17 protein-coding genes and 1 pseudogene are annotated in these 19,653 nt (G+C 56.5%); 11 read left to right on the forward strand and 7 right to left on the reverse strand.

Features of this window, described 5'->3' with window-relative positions:
• Positions 1–88: 88 nt before the first annotated feature.
• Positions 89–1,414, forward strand: a complete 1,326-nt coding sequence (locus ACIGG6_RS04735) for a replication-associated recombination protein A (RefSeq protein ID WP_399842684.1) — start codon at positions 89–91, stop codon at positions 1,412–1,414.
• A gap of 46 nt (positions 1,415–1,460) precedes the next feature.
• On the opposite strand, the gene lolA is transcribed toward ACIGG6_RS04735, so the two are convergent.
• A complete protein-coding gene (gene lolA, locus ACIGG6_RS04740; RefSeq protein ID WP_399842687.1) occupies positions 1,461–2,117 on the reverse strand; it encodes an outer membrane lipoprotein chaperone LolA in 657 nt (218 codons plus the stop codon).
• 148 nt (positions 2,118–2,265) lie between these two features.
• Positions 2,266–5,505: a DNA translocase FtsK gene (locus tag ACIGG6_RS04745; protein WP_399842689.1), complete on the reverse strand. Its 3,240-nt coding sequence runs from the start codon at positions 5,503–5,505 to the stop codon at positions 2,266–2,268.
• Between the two features lie 117 nt (positions 5,506–5,622).
• Here ACIGG6_RS04745 and aat point away from each other — a divergent pair, with 117 nt between their 5' ends.
• The 3 genes from aat (at position 5,623) to infA (ending at position 7,494) form a co-directional block, all read left to right on the forward strand.
• Positions 5,623–6,372 (forward strand): leucyl/phenylalanyl-tRNA--protein transferase, encoded by a 750-nt coding sequence (gene aat / locus ACIGG6_RS04750; RefSeq protein WP_399842691.1) that lies wholly within the window; start codon positions 5,623–5,625, stop codon positions 6,370–6,372.
• A 30-nt stretch (positions 6,373–6,402) separates the two neighbouring features.
• A complete protein-coding gene (locus ACIGG6_RS04755) occupies positions 6,403–7,137 on the forward strand; it encodes an arginyltransferase (RefSeq protein ID WP_044627798.1) in 735 nt (244 codons plus the stop codon).
• A 138-nt stretch (positions 7,138–7,275) separates the two neighbouring features.
• Entirely contained in the window at positions 7,276–7,494 is a 219-nt protein-coding gene (gene infA, locus ACIGG6_RS04760; RefSeq protein ID WP_007111068.1) for a translation initiation factor IF-1, read from the forward strand.
• Between the two features lie 176 nt (positions 7,495–7,670).
• Here the strand turns inward: infA and clpA are convergent, their stop codons facing one another.
• From clpA to ACIGG6_RS04780, 4 genes are all read right to left on the reverse strand, one after another.
• Complete coding sequence (gene clpA / locus ACIGG6_RS04765; protein WP_399842693.1) at positions 7,671–9,947, reverse strand: ATP-dependent Clp protease ATP-binding subunit ClpA; 2,277 nt, start codon at positions 9,945–9,947, stop codon at positions 7,671–7,673.
• Between the two features lie 154 nt (positions 9,948–10,101).
• Positions 10,102–10,410, reverse strand: coding sequence for an ATP-dependent Clp protease adapter ClpS (clpS, locus tag ACIGG6_RS04770; RefSeq protein ID WP_083026654.1), 309 nt, complete (start codon positions 10,408–10,410; stop codon positions 10,102–10,104).
• A gap of 351 nt (positions 10,411–10,761) precedes the next feature.
• Positions 10,762–12,996 (reverse strand): NADP-dependent isocitrate dehydrogenase, encoded by a 2,235-nt coding sequence (locus ACIGG6_RS04775; RefSeq protein WP_399842696.1) that lies wholly within the window; start codon positions 12,994–12,996, stop codon positions 10,762–10,764.
• 153 nt (positions 12,997–13,149) lie between these two features.
• Positions 13,150–13,272 (reverse strand): hypothetical protein, encoded by a 123-nt coding sequence (locus tag ACIGG6_RS04780; protein WP_399842699.1) that lies wholly within the window; start codon positions 13,270–13,272, stop codon positions 13,150–13,152.
• 38 nt (positions 13,273–13,310) lie between these two features.
• Here ACIGG6_RS04780 and ACIGG6_RS04785 point away from each other — a divergent pair, with 38 nt between their 5' ends.
• The 7 genes from ACIGG6_RS04785 to ACIGG6_RS04815 all read left to right on the forward strand — a co-directional run bounded on the left by ACIGG6_RS04785 (position 13,311) and on the right by ACIGG6_RS04815 (position 19,444).
• Complete coding sequence (locus ACIGG6_RS04785; RefSeq protein WP_399842702.1) at positions 13,311–14,018, forward strand: pseudouridine synthase; 708 nt, start codon at positions 13,311–13,313, stop codon at positions 14,016–14,018.
• A complete protein-coding gene (locus ACIGG6_RS04790; protein ID WP_399842704.1) occupies positions 14,015–14,479 on the forward strand; it encodes an NUDIX domain-containing protein in 465 nt (154 codons plus the stop codon). Before ACIGG6_RS04785 ends, ACIGG6_RS04790 begins: the two co-directional genes overlap by 4 nt.
• Before the next feature lie 73 nt (positions 14,480–14,552).
• Positions 14,553–15,710 (forward strand): tRNA 2-thiouridine(34) synthase MnmA, encoded by a 1,158-nt coding sequence (mnmA, locus tag ACIGG6_RS04795; RefSeq protein ID WP_399842707.1) that lies wholly within the window; start codon positions 14,553–14,555, stop codon positions 15,708–15,710.
• Positions 15,707–16,345: a high frequency lysogenization protein HflD gene (gene hflD / locus ACIGG6_RS04800; protein WP_399842709.1), complete on the forward strand. Its 639-nt coding sequence runs from the start codon at positions 15,707–15,709 to the stop codon at positions 16,343–16,345. The genes mnmA and hflD overlap by 4 nt, the downstream gene beginning before the upstream one ends.
• 55 nt (positions 16,346–16,400) lie before the next feature.
• Positions 16,401–17,786, forward strand: coding sequence for an adenylosuccinate lyase (purB, locus tag ACIGG6_RS04805; RefSeq protein WP_399842711.1), 1,386 nt, complete (start codon positions 16,401–16,403; stop codon positions 17,784–17,786).
• A 50-nt stretch (positions 17,787–17,836) separates the two neighbouring features.
• The gene (locus tag ACIGG6_RS04810) at positions 17,837–19,018 is read left to right on the forward strand and encodes a JmjC domain-containing protein (protein ID WP_399842714.1); all 1,182 of its coding nucleotides are present in this window, start codon (positions 17,837–17,839) and stop codon (positions 19,016–19,018) included.
• Between the two features lie 3 nt (positions 19,019–19,021).
• On the forward strand, positions 19,022–19,444 hold the full coding sequence (locus ACIGG6_RS04815) for a GNAT family N-acetyltransferase (protein WP_399842717.1): 423 nt from the start codon (positions 19,022–19,024) through the stop codon (positions 19,442–19,444).
• A 49-nt stretch (positions 19,445–19,493) separates the two neighbouring features.
• Here ACIGG6_RS04815 and ACIGG6_RS04820 read toward each other — a convergent pair.
• Positions 19,494–19,653 (reverse strand): annotated as a pseudogene (locus tag ACIGG6_RS04820) (IS4 family transposase); the annotation flags it as partial.

The following is a 19,653-nucleotide window of genomic DNA, read 5'->3' on the forward strand; positions in this document are numbered from 1 at the left end:
CCACAAGGTAGTCTGACGTTACCCTATTTACCACAGACACTTATTAAGCGTTAGTTGTTCAACGCCTCGATTTACAACGGAAGTTTATATGGATCTTTTTGAAGCCACTCCAGGTGAAGACGCTCCGCTTGCCTTTCGCATGCGCCCTTTGACGCTTGATGACTACATTGGCCAGCAGGCGCTTGTGGGGCCGGACAAACCGCTGCGCCGCATGGCGGAGTCGGGCGTAGTGCGCTCTATGATCTTGTGGGGGCCACCGGGCGTAGGCAAGACCACCCTGGCAGAGCTGTTAGCACGTGCGTCTGAAGCGCATCTTGAGCACCTAAGTGCGGTGATGGCTGGCGTAAAAGAGATTCGTGCGGTGGTAGAGCGCGCTCGCCAGCGCTCCTCGCCCACGCTTCTCTTTTTAGATGAGATTCACCGTTTGAACAAGAGCCAACAGGACGCCCTGCTGCCTCATGTGGAGTCCGGCCTGTTAACGCTGATTGGCGCCACCACTGAAAATCCCTCCTTCGAGGTGAACTCAGCGCTGCTCTCACGCGCGCGTGTTTATGTGCTAAATCCACTGACCCAGCAAGAGCTCATTCAGGTGATGCAGCAAGCATTGGCACATGACCAGCGCGGCCTGGGCAAGCGACCAATTGACATAGAGCCTGGCGTACTGGAAGCCCTCGCCCACGCTAGCGCGGGGGATGCCCGGAGAGCCTTAGGGCTACTGGAAACGGCTTGTGATTTTACCGAACAGCAAGATGGTCGCGAGGTGCTACGCAAAGCGGTACTGGCGGATGTAGTCGGCCATCAGTCCAGCGCGTTTGATAAGCAGGGCGATGCTTACTATGACCTGCTATCCGCCATCCATAAATCGATCCGATCGTCGCGCCCTGATGCCGCACTTTTGTATATGGCGCGCTTTATCCAGGGCGGCGGCGACCCATTGGATATCGTGCGGCGCTTAACCGCCATTGCCTCGGAAGACGTGGGCAATGCCGACCCGCGCGCCCTGCCGCTCGTCATCGCCGCCTGGGATGCCTATTTGCGCCTGGGCGATTATGAGGGCCAACGGGCGATTGCCCATGCGGCGATTCATCTGGCAGTGGCACCTAAAAGTAACCGCATTGACCGGGCCTGGAAAAGCGCCCAGCAGTTTGTCCAGCAGCAGCCCCAGGTGGAAGTACCCACCTACCTGCGCAACGCACCTACCAAACTGATGGAGCAGCTAGGCCATGGCGAGGGCTACCGATATGCTCATAACGAAGCGGATGGCTATCCAGCGGGCAGCGCTCACGACTGTTGGCCGGAAGGCGTGCCGAAAACACGCTTTTACGAGCCGAGTCCGTTTGGCCAGGAGAAGCGGTTTGGGGAAATCATGGCGTGGCGGGAGCAGCGGGATCAGGAAGCAGATCAGGCACCCTAAAGTGCCTGATAAACTGCGTTAACACGGTGAAGTAACCGCCAGAGATTTAAAGCTCTTCGCGGATAACGTCGGTGCCTTCAGGAATCTGGAAATCAAATAGGCCACGATCAATGCTGCCATTGCGAATAATGTCGCTGAAGGTGATGGCGGTGCGCTGGCCAGTGCTGTCCATCATCCACAGCTCGGTCAGGGTCTGGCCTTCAAAGACCATGCTCAACTCTTCAAATAGCGTGTCTGCCAGCGTAGGAATCAGCGTAAACACGTCATCGCCGTCCTGCTGCTCGTAAAACACATCGTAACTGGCGGTTAGCTCATCGGCGCTACCTGACAGCAATAGCGCGGGCGTGTGGGTAACACGGTCATCCATCGCTTGCACGGTCACTTGCTCAAGATCTGGATCGTAAAGGTAGACATCTTCACCATCAGAGACCACGGTTTGCGAATACGGAGCTTCAACTTCCCAACGCAGCATACCCGGGCGCGATAACCACATTTCCCCACGGGCACTCTGAAGACGCTCACCGCCACCATCCAGAATCTGCTGTTCAAAAGTCGCGTGGTAGTTTTCCAGAGGATCCAAGCGCTCGGTAAGCCGCTCTGCGGCCTCATTGGCCCACGCTGTCATCGGTGCAGCAAAGGTTAACCCGAGCGCACTGGCGGCAAGTACCAAAGCAGGTGAGCGACGGTTAGAGGGTTCGCGCATGTTCTTTCTCCCTAGGCATTCATTGCCGAATAGCGGACGAGGCAAGGAGCGATAAGACGTTCCGTATGCCTCTCAGACGTAAAAAGCGCCGCAGGGTTTCGCCTGCGGCGCGACTTTCACGCTTATTGCATGATTGGTGAGGCCACGCTTAGTGACCAACCGGTGGCGGTGCCAGCACTTCGCGAGCGCCGTTGGTGCCCATAGAGGAGACAACGCCTGCGCCCTCCATGGCTTCAACTAAGCGTGCCGCTCGGTTATAGCCAATTTTAAATCGCCGCTGCACGGCAGAAATCGAGGCCTTACGGGTCTCGGTCACAAACTGCACCGCTTCATCGTAAAGCGCATCCTGCTCGGCATCGTCGCCATCGCTCCCTTCCGCTTCAAGCCCAGTCAGTGCATCCGCAGAAACACCGCCGGAAAGAATCTCCTCAATGTACTCAGGCTCGCCGCGACGCTTCCAATCATCGACCACCCGATGGACTTCATCGTCGTCCACGAAGGCACCGTGAACCCGGTTAGGCGGCCCGGAACCGGCGGGCAGGTAGAGCATATCCCCGTGTCCCAGCAGGCTCTCTGCCCCACCTTGATCCAGAATGGTACGCGAATCGATTCGCGAGGAGACCTGGAAGGCCATTCGCGAAGGAATGTTCGCCTTGATCAAACCAGTCACCACATCCACCGATGGACGCTGGGTGGCAAGAATCAGGTGAATACCGGCAGCCCGCGCTTTTTGTGCCAGACGTGCGATCAGCTCTTCGACCTTTTTGCCGACGATCATAAACATATCGGCAAACTCATCGATGACCACCACGATGTAGGGCAGCTTCTCCAGCACCGGCGGCGTTTGGTGCATCTCCCAGGGCTGCGGCTCCCATAATGGGTCGGCCACCTGGGCACCGGCACGCTCGGCTTCGTCTAGGCGGGCGTTAAAGCCGGCAATATTACGTACGCCCATCGCCGCCATCAGCTTATAGCGACGCTCCATTTCCGCCACGCACCAGCGCAGGCTGTTGGCCGCCTCTTTCATATCGGTGACCACCGGCGCCAGCAGGTGCGGAATACCGTCATACACCGATAGCTCCAGCATCTTGGGGTCAACCATGATCAGCTTGAGCTCATCGGGTTTAGCCTTGAGCAGCATGGAGATCAGCATCGCGTTGACCCCCACCGATTTACCCGAACCGGTCGTACCGGCCACCAGCAGGTGGGGCATTTTGCCTAGGTTCGCGACCACCGGCCCACCGCCAATATCTTGGCCCAGCGCCATCGTCAGCGGTGAGCTCTCCTGCTGATAGCGGTCAGAGTCGATCACTTCACGCAGGCGAATCATCGCGCGGTGCGGGTTAGGAATTTCGATCCCCACCGTTGGTCGACCGGGAATGACCTCTACTACGCGAACGCTTTTCACCATCAGCGAGCGGGCAAGGTCTTTCGCCAAATTGCTGATCTTAGAAACTTTCACCCCAGCGGCCGGCTTAATCTCAAAGCGCGTAATCACCGGGCCAGGCCAAGTATCCACCACTTCAGCTTTGACGCCGTACTCCCTTAGCCGCACTTCCAGTAGCTCTGCCATATCGGCGAGCTGCTCATCAGTGTAGTTAGGCTGATGCGGCTCCGGCGGCGTTAATAGCTGCAGGCTGGGCACATCGCCTTCGGGCTCTGACAACGTTTCAAACGCCGGGCGCTGACTCTGCAGATGCTCCACCGTCCACAGCGTGGGGCCGCTATCTGTCTCTTCTTCTACGGGCTCGGTAGAGAAGGTTGGCTCATGGCGCGAGCTAGCAGTAGTAGATGCGACAGGCCTGACGGGTAACTCATCGTCATCTTCGTCATCCCACACTGGCTCTGGCACTACTTCCGGCACTCGCTCTCGACGCGGTTCAGCCGCTATGGGGGGGGCTTGGTAGGCTGGCTGGCTGTCTTCACTGCGCAGCGTTACTGGTTCGGGGTGCTCTGACTCCGGCTCTGGGCGGCTCGTAAACGCGGTGGGTGCTGATGGCTCAGTAGCTTCCGGTTCCCGCTCATCGCGCGTTGCACGCAGCGGTACAGAAGCCGCATAGAGCTCACGCTCCTGCTCATCTTCAACCCGCAGCGGCTTATCGCTACTCAATCCCTTGGTAGGCTCATTGGTAGGCACCGGCTCGGGTGTTTCAGTTGGCGCGGGTGTTTCAGGCTTAGGCGCTGGAACTTTTTCAACTGCAGACTCTGGCTGTTGCGTTGGCTCCGGCTCTTTAGCGGATAACGACATTAGTGGTTCACTGGGCGCTTCTGGCTCCTGCGTCTTGGCAGGCGCTGGCGGAGTCGCTTCTGGCGCGGCCGTCCGAGGCTCTGAGGTGCTTTGCGGCTTCGCTCCATGGCGTTCGCTCAGTACAGCGGCTGCCTCCCAAGGAATGGAGGTATCCGTAGTAGATGTCTCTTCTTGCGTCTCTTCTGTAGGTGCTGAGAAGCTTGGCTCACGCCGCTCGCGACGACTTGATGGTGAACGCTCACTAACGGCAGGGCGCTCCTGCGGCGCAGGCGATTCACTGGCGCGAGGTGCAGCATTGACGGCTGGCGTCTCTTCTTTCTCATCTACAGCGTCCGTACTGGTATCGCTAGGCTCTGCCCAGGAGCGCTGCTTCACTTTTTTAGACGCCGCTTTAGCAGCCGCACGCACGGCAGCGCGCTCAGCACGCTTTTCGCGACCTTTAGCACGGCGAGCGCTAAACCATCCGCCGATACGGCACAGCTTGCGTCCAACTTCATCGGCCACCTGTAACCACGACATGCCGCTGAACAACGGGAAGCCAATCAGAATTAGCGCGGCGGCAATCAAGCCTACACCACCGCTACTCACCAACGGTTTCAGCGTACCGACGAGCCCTTCGCCTAAAATACCGCCTGAGGCATAGGGCAGAATGCTATCTGGATGATAAAAGTGCAGTGCGCCCAGCATGGTCGTACCGAACATTAGCAACACCAAACCGCCTGCGCGCACGGCAATAGCGACGGGGTCTAACTCAAAGCGCACCTGGCGTGAGCGCATCAGCCACCAAGCGGCATAGCCAAACATTCCCGGCCACCACAGGGCACTTGCCCCGAGCAGTGAATAGAGCACGTCGGCCAGCCATGCACCAACCGGGCCCATCCAGTTACGCACATCGGTTTCAGGCCCTTGGTACGACCAGCCGGGGTCGGCTGGATGGTAGCTAAACAGCGCCAATAGCAAAAAGACGCAGAGCGCCAGCATCACAACCACCACCCCTTCACGGGCGGATCCTTGCAGGCGCAAGCCAAACCGGCGCGCCTTATCCTTTGCGGCATTCACCCGCGTCGATGAATTAGAACTAGATGGTGACTGACGCGACTGTCGCTGCGTTCGCTTGTCTACCGCCTTATTTACTTTCAAGCGATTCTCCCTTTACACCACACGGTGTCTTTAATCCACTTGCGAGTTTGCATCATACCGAGCATCCTTCCGCCGTCACAGCGCTTCTATAGAAGCTATCAGCAACAGGAGCAAGCGATGCTACCTTGGCTCTCATCGCCACACCCTTCATTTCCATCTACCGAACAGGCATTAGAGTCTCCCAACGGCCTCCTAGCCGCCGGTGGAGAGCTTACACCAGCCTGGCTGGTAGACGCTTACCGGAAAGGGATATTTCCTTGGTATAGCGACGAGGACCCCATTTTATGGTGGAGCCCTGACCCGCGCATGATACTGCTGCCTGCTCAGTTTAAACGACGCCGCAGTCTAGCTAAACGGCTGCGACATGGTGGCTTTAGCGTGACACTAGATCAACAGTTCACCCAGGTCGTTGAGGCATGTGCTGCTCCCCGTAAAAATGAACCGGGCACTTGGATTAACCCGGATATGCGTCGCGCCTATCAGCGCCTTCACGAACTTGGCATCGCCCACAGCATTGAGGTACACCGTGACGGCGAGCTGGTCGGCGGGCTGTATGGGCTGGCCATGGGGCCAGTGTTCTTTGGTGAGTCGATGTTTTCACGTCAACCCGATGCTTCCAAAATTGCGCTGGCCTACTTGGCAGGCGCCATGCAACGCCATGGTGGTGAACTCATCGACTGCCAAATGCACACGCCGCATTTAGCCAGCCTGGGTGCGACAACAGTCGCCCGTAGCACGTTCATCAACTATCTTGAACAATGGTTGCCAGAAAAGGCTTTTCGCTTACCACCACCTGCTCATCAGACGCCATCCGTGCCTGCCTCACCATGGCTGGCGGCGATACCTTCAGGCGCTGAAGCAGAGTGACCGCGCCGTTTTTCACCAAGGAGGCAAGCCGTGAGTAGTAACGCTCCTCGCCGCCCTGTGCGGGATTTGCGCTTCTTCCTAACCGTTCCTCATGCCTGCAGCTATCTTCCTGGCAAAGAGGCAACAACACTATTTCTGGATCCTCAGGAGTCGCCGGTGCCTGGGGTGTACGACTCACTGTCTCTGCTTGGCTTTCGACGCAGCGGACGCCACTTATACCGCCCTCACTGCGAGGGTTGCAATGCCTGCCGTTCGGTACGCATTCCAGTAGACGAATTTAGCGCCAACCGCACCCAGCGCAAACTTTGGCGACGCAATGCCGATATTGAGACCCGAGTGATTGCCGCACGCTTCGATGCGGCCCACTATGCGCTGTACGCCGACTATATTCGTCAGCGTCATGCCGATGGCGATATGTACCCTCCTAGCCGCGACCAATACCGTACCTTCTTAACGCTAGAAGAGCCCTATGCACACCTACTGGAGATGTATCTAGAGGGCGAACTGGTGGCCGTGGCAGCGTTTGACCAGCTAGAGCATGGTCTTTCGGCCATTTATACGTTTTTCAAAGTGGATGAGTCGCTTGAAAAGCGCTCGCTGGGCACCTTTGCTATCTTAAAGTTGATTGCGCTCTGCCAAGAAAAAGCGCTGCCGCACCTTTATCTCGGGTACTGGATTGAGGAGTGTCGTAAGATGCGCTACAAGCAAGCTTTTTCACCGATTGAACTGCTGGATGGGCGACACTGGCGACCTATAATTCGTTAAACTGGTCAGCTTTTTTGCCTTGACGGCGGGCTTACGGCACAATATAGCGCTGTTTCTTAGGCGAGCAGGTTTGTGCCAACGCTTATTGAAACAATCATTCGACCAACCACGATGTAAAATAAGTGAGGATCTGCCTATATGGCACGCGAAGATCATATTGAAATGGAAGGCGTTATTGTTGATACCCTTCCCAACACCATGTTCCGGGTTGAGCTGGAAAACGGTCACGTTGTGACTGCCCATATCTCTGGCAAAATGCGTAAAAACTACATCCGCATTCTGACCGGCGATAAGGTTAAGGTAGAGCTGACGCCTTACGATCTCTCCAAAGGCCGTATTGTTTACCGCTCGCGCTAAGCCTTGAAACACCTTCAAGCAATGAACGTCTGTTCGCGCGTGTACGTCTGATGGCTGGCTGTGAATAGTGCGTAATTACGGCGCCGCTCCCTGAAAACGACAACGCCCCGTCGAAGACAGGGCGCTGTGCGTTAGCGGGTAATTGAGTCAGAGCTTGCGGGTACTTAGCGCCCTTCTCAGGGCGCGTCTGCCATTTCCGACTCAGTTGTCAGGTGTAACTCACCCTCCTCTAAGCTGACATGCACAATCCCACCTTGCTCCGCTAATTCACCGAACAGAATCATCTCTGCTAGCGGCTTCTTGAGCTTCTCTTGGATCAGGCGAGCCATTGGCCTTGCGCCCATATCCGGGTCGTAGCCTTTCTCTGCCAGCCAGTCTCGCGCCGTGTCGTCTACATCTAGCTGTACTCGCTTCTCGTCTAGCTGTGCCTGTAGCTCGATCAGGAACTTATCGACAACGTTACGCACCACCGTGGTGGGCAGCGCATGGAACTGGATAATGCCGTCCAAGCGGTTGCGGAACTCTGGCGAGAAGGTGCGGCGAATCACTTCCATGGCATCGGTAGAGTGATCCTGATTCTGGAAGCCAATAGAGCGACGTGATACCTGCTCTGCCCCTGCGTTAGAGGTCATAATCAGAATCACGTGACGGAAGTCCGCTTCGCGGCCGTTATTATCGGTCAGGCGGCCATGATCCATGACCTGCAGCAGCAGGTTAAAGACTTCCGGGTGGGCCTTCTCGATTTCGTCAAGCAGCAGTACACAGTGCGGCTGCTTGGTGACTGCTTCTGTTAACAGACCGCCTTGGTCATACCCAACATAGCCAGGAGGCGCACCGATCAAGCGTGATACGGTGTGACGCTCCATGTACTCAGACATATCAAAGCGGACGAGCTCAATGCCCATGATATGCGCAAGCTGTTTGGCGACTTCCGTTTTACCCACACCGGTTGGCCCGGCAAACAAGAAGTTACCCACGGGTTTGTCTGGCGACTTCAGGCCCGCACGGGAGAGCTTGATGGCGGCAGACAGGGAGTCAATGGCTTCATCCTGCCCAAACACCAGCATTTTCAGATCGCGGTCTAGCTTTTCAAGCTGCTTGCGATCCGAGCTCGACACGCTCTTCGGTGGAATGCGGGCAATAGAGGCCACTACCGCTTCTACCTGCTCCACATCAATCGTGTTAGTGCGCACTTCCGGTGGCAGCATGCGCTGATGGGCGCCTGCTTCATCAATGACATCAATCGCCTTATCGGGCAGGAAGCGATCATTGATATAGCGATCCGCCAAGCGAGCAGCACTTTCTAGTGCACCATCGGTGTACTTAAGCTCGTGGTGCTCTTCAAAGCGCGAGCGCAGCCCTTTGAGGATCTTGATGGTGTCTTCAACAGACGGTGCAAGCACATCGACTTTTTGGAAACGACGCGCCAGCGCACGATCTTTTTCGAAGATACCGCGAAACTCTTGGAACGTCGTCGAACCGATGCAGCGCAGCTCGCCAGATGACAATAGTGGCTTCAGCAGGTTAGAGGCGTCCATTACGCCACCCGATGCAGCGCCCGCACCAATCACGGTGTGAATCTCATCAATAAACAGCACAGCATTGGGCTGTTTACGCAGCTCGCTTAGCAGGCTCTTGAGGCGTTTTTCAAAATCGCCTCGGTACTTGGTGCCTGCCAGCAGTGCGCCCATATCCAGTGAGTAAACCACCGCGTCGGCAATGACTTCCGGCACGTCTTCTTCGACGATGCGCTTGGCTAAGCCTTCGGCAATAGCGGTTTTACCCACACCCGCTTCACCCACCAGTAGTGGGTTATTTTTACGACGGCGGGCCAGAATTTGCACAACGCGCTCAAGCTCATGGTCGCGGCCAATCAGAGGGTCGATTTTACCCTGACGTGCCTGCTCATTGAGGTTGGTGGCGTAGCCGGTCAGCGGGTGAGCAGCGCCTTCAGCGCTCCCCTCTTCTGCGTCGTCACTCTCTTGAGAGGAAGGTGATGGCGACGGGCCATGACCAGAGACTTTAGAAATTCCGTGGGCGATGTAGTTCACCGCGTCTACCCGCGCCACGCTTTGTTGTTTAAGGAAGTAAACCGCTTGACTCTCTTGCTCGGAAAAGATGGCCACCAGCACATTAGCGCCAGTCACTTCGCTTTTACCGGAAGATTGAACATGGAATACAGCACGTTGCAGCACGCGCTGGAAGCCCAGCGTTGGCTGCGTTTCACGGTCACCCTGACCTTCTGGGATCAGCGGTGTGGTCGAGTTAATGAAATCCTGCAGATCGGACCGCAGCTTGTCGAGGTTTGCCCCACACGCCTTCAGCACATCCACCGCAGAGGCATTGTCTAGCAGCGCCAGAAGCAGATGCTCTACGGTCATGAATTCGTGGCGCTTTGAGCGAGCCACGGTGAAGGCCGTGTTCAGGGTCAGTTCAAGTTCTTTGCTCAGCATGGCAGTCCCCTTTTCGCTACTACCTAGGGCATATCGCCACCTAGGGCTTGCGTCGGATCAGTTTAATCGACCGGCACTTTCAACATCGGGTACAAATGGTGTGGTTGCAAGCCCCTGTGCTACTTTTTTTCAACGCTACTCATTTTAAATAGGCTTAATCAGCAGCTTCGATGTCACTCATTAGCGGGTGCTCGCATTCACGGGCATACTCATTCACTTGATAACTTTTAGTTTCAGCAATATCCCGGGTAAAAATGCCGCAAGTGGCTTTCCCCTGGGTGTGTACCGCCAACATCACCTGCACGGCTTTTTCGCTATCCATATTAAAAAAGCCTTGCAGCACTTCGACAACAAACTCCATGGGAGTGTAGTCGTCATTATGCAATACCACCTTGTACAGCGGCGGCTGTGCCACTGCTGGCTCAGCTGACTGTACTGCTAGGTCATCGTCATGCTCAGGCATGCCAGGGCGTGTCATGCCTGCATTTAAGGTGGCCACCATATATAGGCTTTCTGTATTAGGCATAAGCAACAAGGATCATCTTCTCTCGGCTGACAGGCGATGTCTTACACAAAGGTATTACAGCACTGTGCTCACCCAACATTATGCTTGGCTAATACTAAAGCTCAGGCAACACTAGGTGCTGTTAACACTGGGCTCGGTTGTACACACATAATCTGCTGTATAAGACGCGCGCCATCAACAAGGGTTCATGAAAAACTCAAAATTATCACACTGGGCCAAACAAAAAACCCCTGCCCGCAAAGCAGGCAGGGGGTGTAGCAGCACTCAATTTACGATTGAGTGGGGCAATTAGCCCTTGGCAACCATCGCCAGTGCGTCGTTCAGCGTTTTGCTCGGACGCATGGCTTGGCTGGCCAGCTCGCCACTCGGGCGGAAATAGCCTTGAATATCCACCGACTGCCCCTGAACGCTGTTGAGTTCGTCCACGATAGCGGCTTCGTTGGCTTTCAGCGTTTCGGCCAGGCGGGCGAACAGCGTCTTCATTTCGGCGTCTTGGTCTTGAGCAGCCAGGGCTTCGGCCCAGTAGAGCGCCAGATAGAAGTGGCTACCACGGTTATCCAACTCGCCCACTTTACGCGACGGTGACTTGTTGCTGTCGAGGAATTGGCCGTTGGCTTCATCCAGTGCTTTGGCTAGCAGCGTAGCACGGGCGTTACCGAAGGTGCTGCCCAGGTGCTCAAGCGACGCCGCCAGGGCCAGGAACTCACCCAGCGAATCCCAACGCAGGTGGTTCTCTTCCAGGAACTGCTGAACGTGCTTAGGTGCAGAACCGCCAGCGCCCGTTTCAAACAGGCCGCCACCGTTCATCAGCGGTACGATGGAGAGCATCTTGGCACTGGTGCCCAGTTCCATGATCGGGAACAGGTCGGTCAAGTAGTCGCGCAGTACGTTACCAGTGACGGAGATGGTGTCTTCGCCTTTACGGATACGCTCCAAAGAAACCTTCATCGCATCGACCGGCGCGAGAATTCGGATATCCAGGCCAGCGGTGTCGTGATCTTTCAGGTACGTTTCGACCTTTTTGATCAGTTGCGCGTCGTGGGCGCGATTAGCGTCCAGCCAGAACAGCGCCGGGGCACCGCTATCGCGAGCGCGAGTCACGGCCAGCTTCACCCAATCTTGAATCGGCGCGTCTTTGGTCTGGCACATACGCCAGATATCGCCTGCTTCTACCGTATGGCTAAACACAGTTTGGCCTGAATCGTCGGTGACCACGACAGTCCCGTCGGCAGGCATTTGGAAGGTTTTATCGTGAGAGCCGTACTCTTCGGCTTTCTGCGCCATCAGGCCCACGTTAGGTACGCTGCCCATGGTGGTCGGGTCGAAGGCACCGTGCTGTTTGCAGTCTTCGATTACCGCCTGGTAAATGGTGGCGTAGCAGCGGTCAGGAATGACGGCTTTGGCATCCTGCAGCTCGTCATTCGCGTTCCACATCTTGCCGGAATCACGAATCATCGCTGGCATAGAGGCGTCGATGATCACGTCGCTGGGCACATGCAGGTTGGTGATGCCTTTATGGGAGTTCACCATCGCCATGGCCGGGCGAGTTTGATAAAGGGCCTCTACATCGCCTTTGATCGCCTCTTGCTGGTCGCTGGGCAACTTCTCAATAGCGCTGTAAAGGTCGCCGATACCGCTGTTCGGGTTGAAGCCAGCACTCTTCAGCACGTCAGCGTGCTTCTCCAGCACCTCTTTATAGAACTCTTCTACCACGATACCGAACATGATTGGGTCGGAGACCTTCATCATGGTGGCTTTCAAGTGCAGCGAGAACAGCACGCCGCTCTCTTTGGCATCGCTGATTTGGCTGTCAATAAAGCTGCGCAGACGGCGGCTACTCATGCTGGCGGCGTCAATGACTTCGCCTGCTTGTACCGCAAGGCCCTCTTTTAGCACCACGTTGGTGCCATCTTTTTGCTGCAGCTCAATCTTCAGCGTGCCGGCTTTTTCCATCACCGCCGACTGTTCGCTGCCGTAGAAGTCGCCTTCGCTCATATGAGCCACGTGGGACTTAGAGTCAGCGCTCCACTCACCCATGCGGTGCGGGTATTTGCGAGCGTAGTTTTTGACCGATTTCGGCGCGCGGCGGTCGGAGTTACCTTCGCGCAGCACCGGGTTTACCGCACTGCCCTTGGCTTTGTCGTAACGCGCTTTAACGGAGGCTTCTTCGTCGTTTTTCGGCTCTTCCGGGTAGTCAGGCAGCGGGTAACCTTGGCTTTGCAGCTCTTTGATGGTTGCTTTTAGCTGCGGGCCAGAGGCGCTGATATTGGGTAGTTTGATAATGTTGGCTTCAGGCGTCTTCGCCAGCTGACCAAGCTCCGCCAAGTCATCGCTAACGCGCTGCTCGTCGCTCAGAATATCCGGGAATTGTGCTAATACGCGGGCAGCAAGAGAAATATCGCGGGTCTCTACTTCGACACCGGCAGAGTCGGTAAAAGCATCAATGATGGGTAACAAAGAGTAGGTAGCGAGCGCAGGAGCTTCATCGGTGAGCGTATAAATGATCTTCGGCGTTTTAGACATTTTTGCGTTAACCTCTTTTTTTCGGTCGCTGTGATTATAAAAAATCCTGAGCTACGCGGCTCATTCAACGATTAGCCATGCCGCGAAGCGGGTGGAGCATCCTGTATGCGCTGCCCCTTTGGTCAGTCGGTGGTACTACTGGTCACTCGGTGGTTATTGCGGTAACGATGACGACAGATGAAAACGGTGGTCATTACGCTGCCAACGGTTCATCTCAAACAGCTGCGCCAGATTATACCAGCGCTGCACTTTAACCGCATGAGCGATTGTCGACAAATCCTCCACCTCTAGTTCTTGAGACAGCTTGTGAGACGATGAGCACCTTATATTTACTGCACAAACCCTACCGTATGCTCTCCCAGTTTACCGATAGCCAGGGCAGAGCCACCTTGGCAGAGGTGATTCGCGCCCCAGGGGTGTACGCCGCTGGCCGCCTTGATTTTGATTCTGAAGGCCTGCTGCTACTCAGTGATGACGGGGCCCTTATTCACCGCATTGCCCACCCCCAACACAAGCAGCCAAAAACATATTGGGTGCAGCTTGAAGGCCACATTACCGATGAAGCCATCCGCGCGCTCAAAGCAGGCATTACGTTAAAAGATGGCCCGACCCTACCCGCCAAAGCGCGCCGTATAGCGCCGCCTGCTATTGCTGAACGTGACCCGCCGATCGACCCCAAGCGCCACCCTCTCACCAGCTGGCTAGAACTCACTATTAGCGAAGGCCGCAACCGCCAGGTGCGCCGCATGACTGCCCACGTAGGCTTTCCTACCCTGCGCCTGATTCGTGCGGCCATTGGCCCCTGGCAGCTTGGCGACCTGGCACCCGGAGAATGGCGTAAAGAAACCCTGCACGCACCGCGCCCGGACAACGCCAAGCAGCCTCGCGCCGTGCCAAAAAAGGCTAAGCCAAAAAACGCCAAGCCGAAAAGCGCCTCACCAAAAGGCTCAGGTACCAATAAAGCGCGTGCCGCAAAAGCAGCTCCCAAACGAAGCACCAAATCCAGAGGCCCTAAAAAATGAACACTCCTTCTCCTACTGTTCGGCCAACCATACGCAGCACGGTGGCCTGTGTGATTCAGCAGGGCGAGCATTTTTTAATGGTGGAAGAGGATAAAGGTGGTGCCCACACGCTCTTTAATCAGCCCGCCGGGCATGTGGAACTTGGCGAAGGGCCGGTAGCCGCTATACAGCGCGAGGTGCAAGAGGAAACGGCGTGGCAGGTATCGCTCACCGGCTATTTAGGGTTGTACGTTTTTCACACCCCAGAGGGAGAAACGTTTCATAGTCATGGATTTACCGGCGTCCCTGAACAGCCGCTCACCACGGCGATTGACCCGGCCATTGTGGCTACCCATTGGTTAACACGCGATGAGATCGTCGCAGTCGCGGCCGCGCAGCGGTTAAGAAGCCCGCTGGTGCTGAGGCGGATTGACGATGCCCTGAACCACCGTCACTTCCCGCTTTCGGTGATCCAAGAGTGAAGCACTCGAAGCATCGAGCCCCCATCGTGTATAATCGCTGCCCAATTGCACACCACTTCAACTGAGGATGCCAATGACATCCACCGATGGCACAGCCACCCAGGACGCGTCAGACACCCACACCGCTGCCACTGGTAAAGTGATTGTCGGCATGTCCGGCGGCGTCGACTCCTCCGTTTCTGCTCTCCTTCTGCTCCAACAGGGGTACGAGGTCGAGGGCCTGTTTATGAAAAACTGGGATGAAGACGACGGCACCGAATACTGCACGGCCAAAGAGGATCTGGCCGATGCGGAAGCCGTGTGCGCCAAACTGGGCATTAAGCTGCACACGGCTAACTTCGCTGCCGAGTATTGGGACAACGTATTCGAGCACTTCTTGGCGGAGTACAAAGCGGGCCGTACGCCCAACCCTGACATCCTGTGCAACCGGGAGATCAAGTTCAAGGTATTCCTGGAGTATGCCGAGATGCTGGGTGCCGACAAAATCGCCACCGGCCACTACGTGCGCCAAGGCATCCGTGACGGTCACCCGCGCCTGCTGAAAGGCCTGGATGGCAATAAAGACCAAAGCTACTTCCTGCACGCGGTGCCAGAAGCGGCGATTGCCCGCACGCTGTTCCCGGTCGGTGAGCTTGAAAAACCCGAAGTACGCGCTCTGGCAGAGCAGCACGACCTCATCACCGCGAAGAAAAAGGACTCCACCGGCATCTGCTTTATCGGTGAGCGTCGTTTCCGCGACTTCCTGCAGCAGTACCTGCCCGCCCAGCCGGGCACCATCGAGACCCCTGAAGGCGATGAAATTGGCCAGCACATGGGCTTGATGTACTACACCCTGGGGCAGCGTCAAGGGTTAGGTATTGGCGGTTTGGCCAACTACTCCGAAGACCCCTGGTACGTGGCAGCAAAAGATCTCGAGCGCAACGTGCTGATCGTGGTGCAAGGCAAGCATCATCCGCTGCTTTACACCAATGCACTCGCCACCGAGGCGATGGACTGGGTCGCCGGAAAGCCGCCGGTTCAGCAAGGCCGCTTTACCGCCAAAACCCGCTACCGCCAAAGCGACTGCCCCTGCGAAATTGTCGCCCAGGCCGATGGCAGCGTTGAGGTAATTTTTGACGACCCGCAGTGGGCGGTCACGCCCGGCCAGTCGCTGGTGCTTTACGATAACGACATCTGCTTAGGCGGCGGCGTTATTCGCGCCACCTGGAATGCCTCGGAGACCGCTGCATGAGCGCAACCCCTATTCACCGCGCGCCCGACACCCCCGCTGCCCGTCAAGCCCTCGCGCTAGCGGGAGTATTCCAAGCAGCAAGCCTCGTCGATGAACTCGCCCGTACGGGGCAAGTGGATGCACGCGCGTGGGAAACGCTGATCAACGCGACGGTAGACACCAACCCGGAAAGTTTTGAAGCCATCTACGGCGGCCATCCGAACAACCTACGCCGCGGGCTGGATACGCTGGAAGCGCTCGTCGGCCGTAAGCAGGCCAACCCGGTGGTATTGCGCTACGGATTTTCGCTGCTGCTGCTAATGAATAAGCTGCGCACCGACCGCCAAATGATGGACGTGTTAGGCCAAAAACTGACCCATGTACAAGGTCAAGCAGAACACTTTGGAACGACTCACGAAAACGTCATTGCCAGCCTTGGTGAAACTTACCAAGAGACCATCTCAACATTTAAAACGCGCATTGTGGTGCAGGGCGACCCCTCGCTACTGCAAACCCGCATGATGCCGGAACGAGTACGCGCTTGCTTAATGGCCGGTATTCGCTTTGCGCTGTTGTGGCATCAGCAGGGCGGCCGCCGCTGGAAGCTGGTGTTTCAACGCAAGGCGCTACGCCGAGCGCTGGATAACTTTAGCTAGCCGCCAAGATACCTTACTTTCGACCTCCGACTTTGACCACTCTGGAAACCAAGCCATGCAACTCTCTGCTCTGACCGCCCTTTCTCCCGTTGACGGCCGCTACGGCGCCAAAGCCGCCGCGCTACGTGAACACTTCAGTGAATTCGGCCTGATCCGTGCGCGCGTGATTGTGGAAGTGCGCTGGCTGCAGCGTCTTGCTGAGCACGGCCAGATTGTCGAAGTCCCGCCGCTTTCCGCAGAAGCCACCGCGTTTCTAGAGCAGCTTATTCGTGACTTCTCAGTCGATGACGCGGAGCGCATCAAAGAGATTGAGCGCACCACCAACCACGACGTTAAAGCGGTGGAGTACTTCCTAAAAGAGAAGATTGCAGGCCAAGCAGAGCTAAACGCCGTTACCGAATTTATCCACTTTGCCTGCACCAGTGAAGACATCAACAACCTCTCCTACGGCGTGATGCTGGCAGACGGCCTGAAAGCTATGCTGCCGACAATGCATGAAGTCGCCGATGAGATTGCCAAGCTGGCGATTACCCATGCAGGTCAGCCAATGCTGTCACGCACCCATGGCCAAACGGCTAGCCCCACCACGCTGGGTAAAGAGATGGCCAACGTGGCGTATCGCCTCAAGCGCCAGCTCAAGCAGATCGAAAGCGTGGAGATTCTGGGCAAAATCAACGGAGCGGTAGGCAACTACAATGCTCACCTGACCACCTACCCGGATATCGACTGGGAAGCCAACGCGCGCACCTTCGTTGAAGGCCTGGGCTTAAGCTTTAACCCCTACACCACGCAAATCGAACCCCACGACTACATTGCCGAACTGTTCGATGCGATCTGCCGCTACAACACGATTCTGATCGACTTTGACCGCGACGTATGGGGCTACATCTCCCTGGGCTACTTCAAGCAGCGCACCGTAGAAGGCGAAATTGGCTCTTCCACCATGCCGCACAAGGTCAACCCGATTGACTTTGAAAACTCAGAAGGCAACCTGGGCCTCGCCAACGCGGTGATGAGCCACTTAGCGCAAAAGCTGCCGATCTCCCGCTGGCAGCGCGACCTGACCGACTCCACCGTACTGCGTAACCTAGGCGTTGGCTTGGCCTATGGTCTGATTGGCTACCATGCCAGCCTCAAAGGCATCAGCAAATTAGAAGCTAATCCGGAGCGCTTGGCAGAAGACTTGGACAATAGCTGGGAAGTGCTTGCCGAGCCGATCCAAACCGTTATGCGTCGCTACGGCATTGAAAAGCCCTACGAAAAACTTAAAGAGCTGACCCGTGGCAAGCGCATTGATCAAGCAGGCTTTGCAGCCTTTATTGATACCCTTGAGCTGCCCGAGACGGTGAAAAATGAGCTGAAGGCGCTCTCGCCCGCCAGCTATATTGGTAATGCGAAGGCCCAGGCCGAAGCACTCAACCAGCGGCTTGCTGCACTCTAAACGACGCCCTGCGACACTGACGTAGCGCTCACTTGAACTAGGATAACGCCATGAGTCATCACGATAAGCCACTCACCCTGCTAGGCGATTTAACGCCTGCAGACTTCTTGGCCAACTACTGGCAGCAGAAGCCACTGCTGATTCGTGGCGCTATCCCTGATTTCGTCAGCCCTATCGACCCCGATGAGCTGGCAGGCCTTGCCTGCGAGCCCGGCGTCGAAGCGCGGCTGGTAGAAGAGAACGGCCCTGATGGCCCTTGGCAGGTGTCCCATGGGCCGTTTGATAACGCTACCTTTGAGCGCCTTCCAGAGGGACACTGGAGCCTACTGGTTCAAGCGGTGGATCACTATGTGCCCTCTATCGCTGCGCTGATGGAAGAGTTTGATTTCCTACCCCGCTGGCGGTTAGACGACATCATGGTGAGCTATGCGCCGCCCGGCGGCAGTGTTGGCCCGCATATCGACCAGTATGATGTGTTTCTATTGCAGGCAAGCGGCCACCGTCGTTGGCAGCTAGGTGGCAAGCAGCCAGATAACGCCGCCATTATTCAGGGCATTGATCTGCGTATTCTGGAGTCTTTCGAAATTGAAGCAGATTCTGACTGGACCTTGGCACCGGGCGACATGCTCTATCTCCCGCCCGGCTGGGCACACCACGGTGTTAGCCAAACCGACGACTGCATGACGATTTCAGTGGGTTTCCGGGCGCCCTCTGCGGACGAAGCGATCACTTCTTACGCCGATTACATTGGCGAGCAGGTCTCGGACTCCTATCGCTACAGCGACGCGGGAATGACACCGGCTGAAGAGTTAGGCGAGCTCGACGATGCCGCTGTTGAGCGTATGCGCCAGTTTATTCTCTCCACCCTGGATAACCCTGAACAGGTTGCCCAGTGGTTTGGCCGAGTGATGACCCAGCCAAAATATATCGATCAAGTCGTGGCCCTTGAGGAGCCGATGAGCGAAGCCGACCTTGTTGCTCAACTACAAGACGGTGAGCCACTGTTCCATATGCCGGGTTCTCGCTTTGCATGGCGCAGCGATGCGTCAGGCACCACGCTATTTGTCGATGGCGACGGGCATACCTGCTCAGAGACTCTGGCAAAACGCCTCGCTGACCCAACGCCGATGTACGAAGAGGTGCTGGAAATTGACGGCGCTAAAGCGCTGATTACACAGCTCATCAACAGCGGCAGCCTCGGTTTTATGGGCGAAGGCGACGACGAGGAGTAAGGCGTGGAAGCGGTAACGGTAAAAAGTGGTAGTTGGGCAACGCTGGGTGAGCCAGCCTCGCTGATTCGCCGAATCGTCTTTATCGACGAGCAGCAAGTTCCTCAAGAAGAGGAGTGGGATGGCCGCGATACGGAGTGCCTGCACTTTTTAGCCACTCTCAATGGCGAGCCGGTAGGCACCGCGCGACTGCTGCCCGATGGCCACATTGGCCGCGTTGCGGTACTTAGCAGCGCCCGAGGCACGGGCATTGGCTACCAGCTAATGGAGGCGGCCATTAAAGCCGCCCGCGAGGCCGGCCACCCTCATGCAGCGCTTAGCGCCCAGTTACATGCCCTCGCTTTCTATGAACGCCTGGGGTTTGTTGCCCATGGCGATGTGTTTATGGATGCGGGGATTCCCCATCGTGAGATGGAGCTCGCCCTGTAGCCTGCCTTTGCCTGCCCTGCCAAAGCGCCACCCTGTGTGGTAATGCCAGTCAGTTAAGCCTGACTGGCATTTTTCTAACCGCATATTTTTGTGGTCGTGTCCGAACAGCACGCGGGTATGACCGTTCTCGTCTATCGGGTAACAAGAAGGAAGGCGCCATCTCTAGCATCGACCTCATGACCTCGGGAAGACGGCCAGGTGACACCGCC

The organism is Vreelandella lionensis, assembly GCF_044543515.1.
Classification (GTDB): domain Bacteria; phylum Pseudomonadota; class Gammaproteobacteria; order Pseudomonadales; family Halomonadaceae; genus Vreelandella; species Vreelandella lionensis.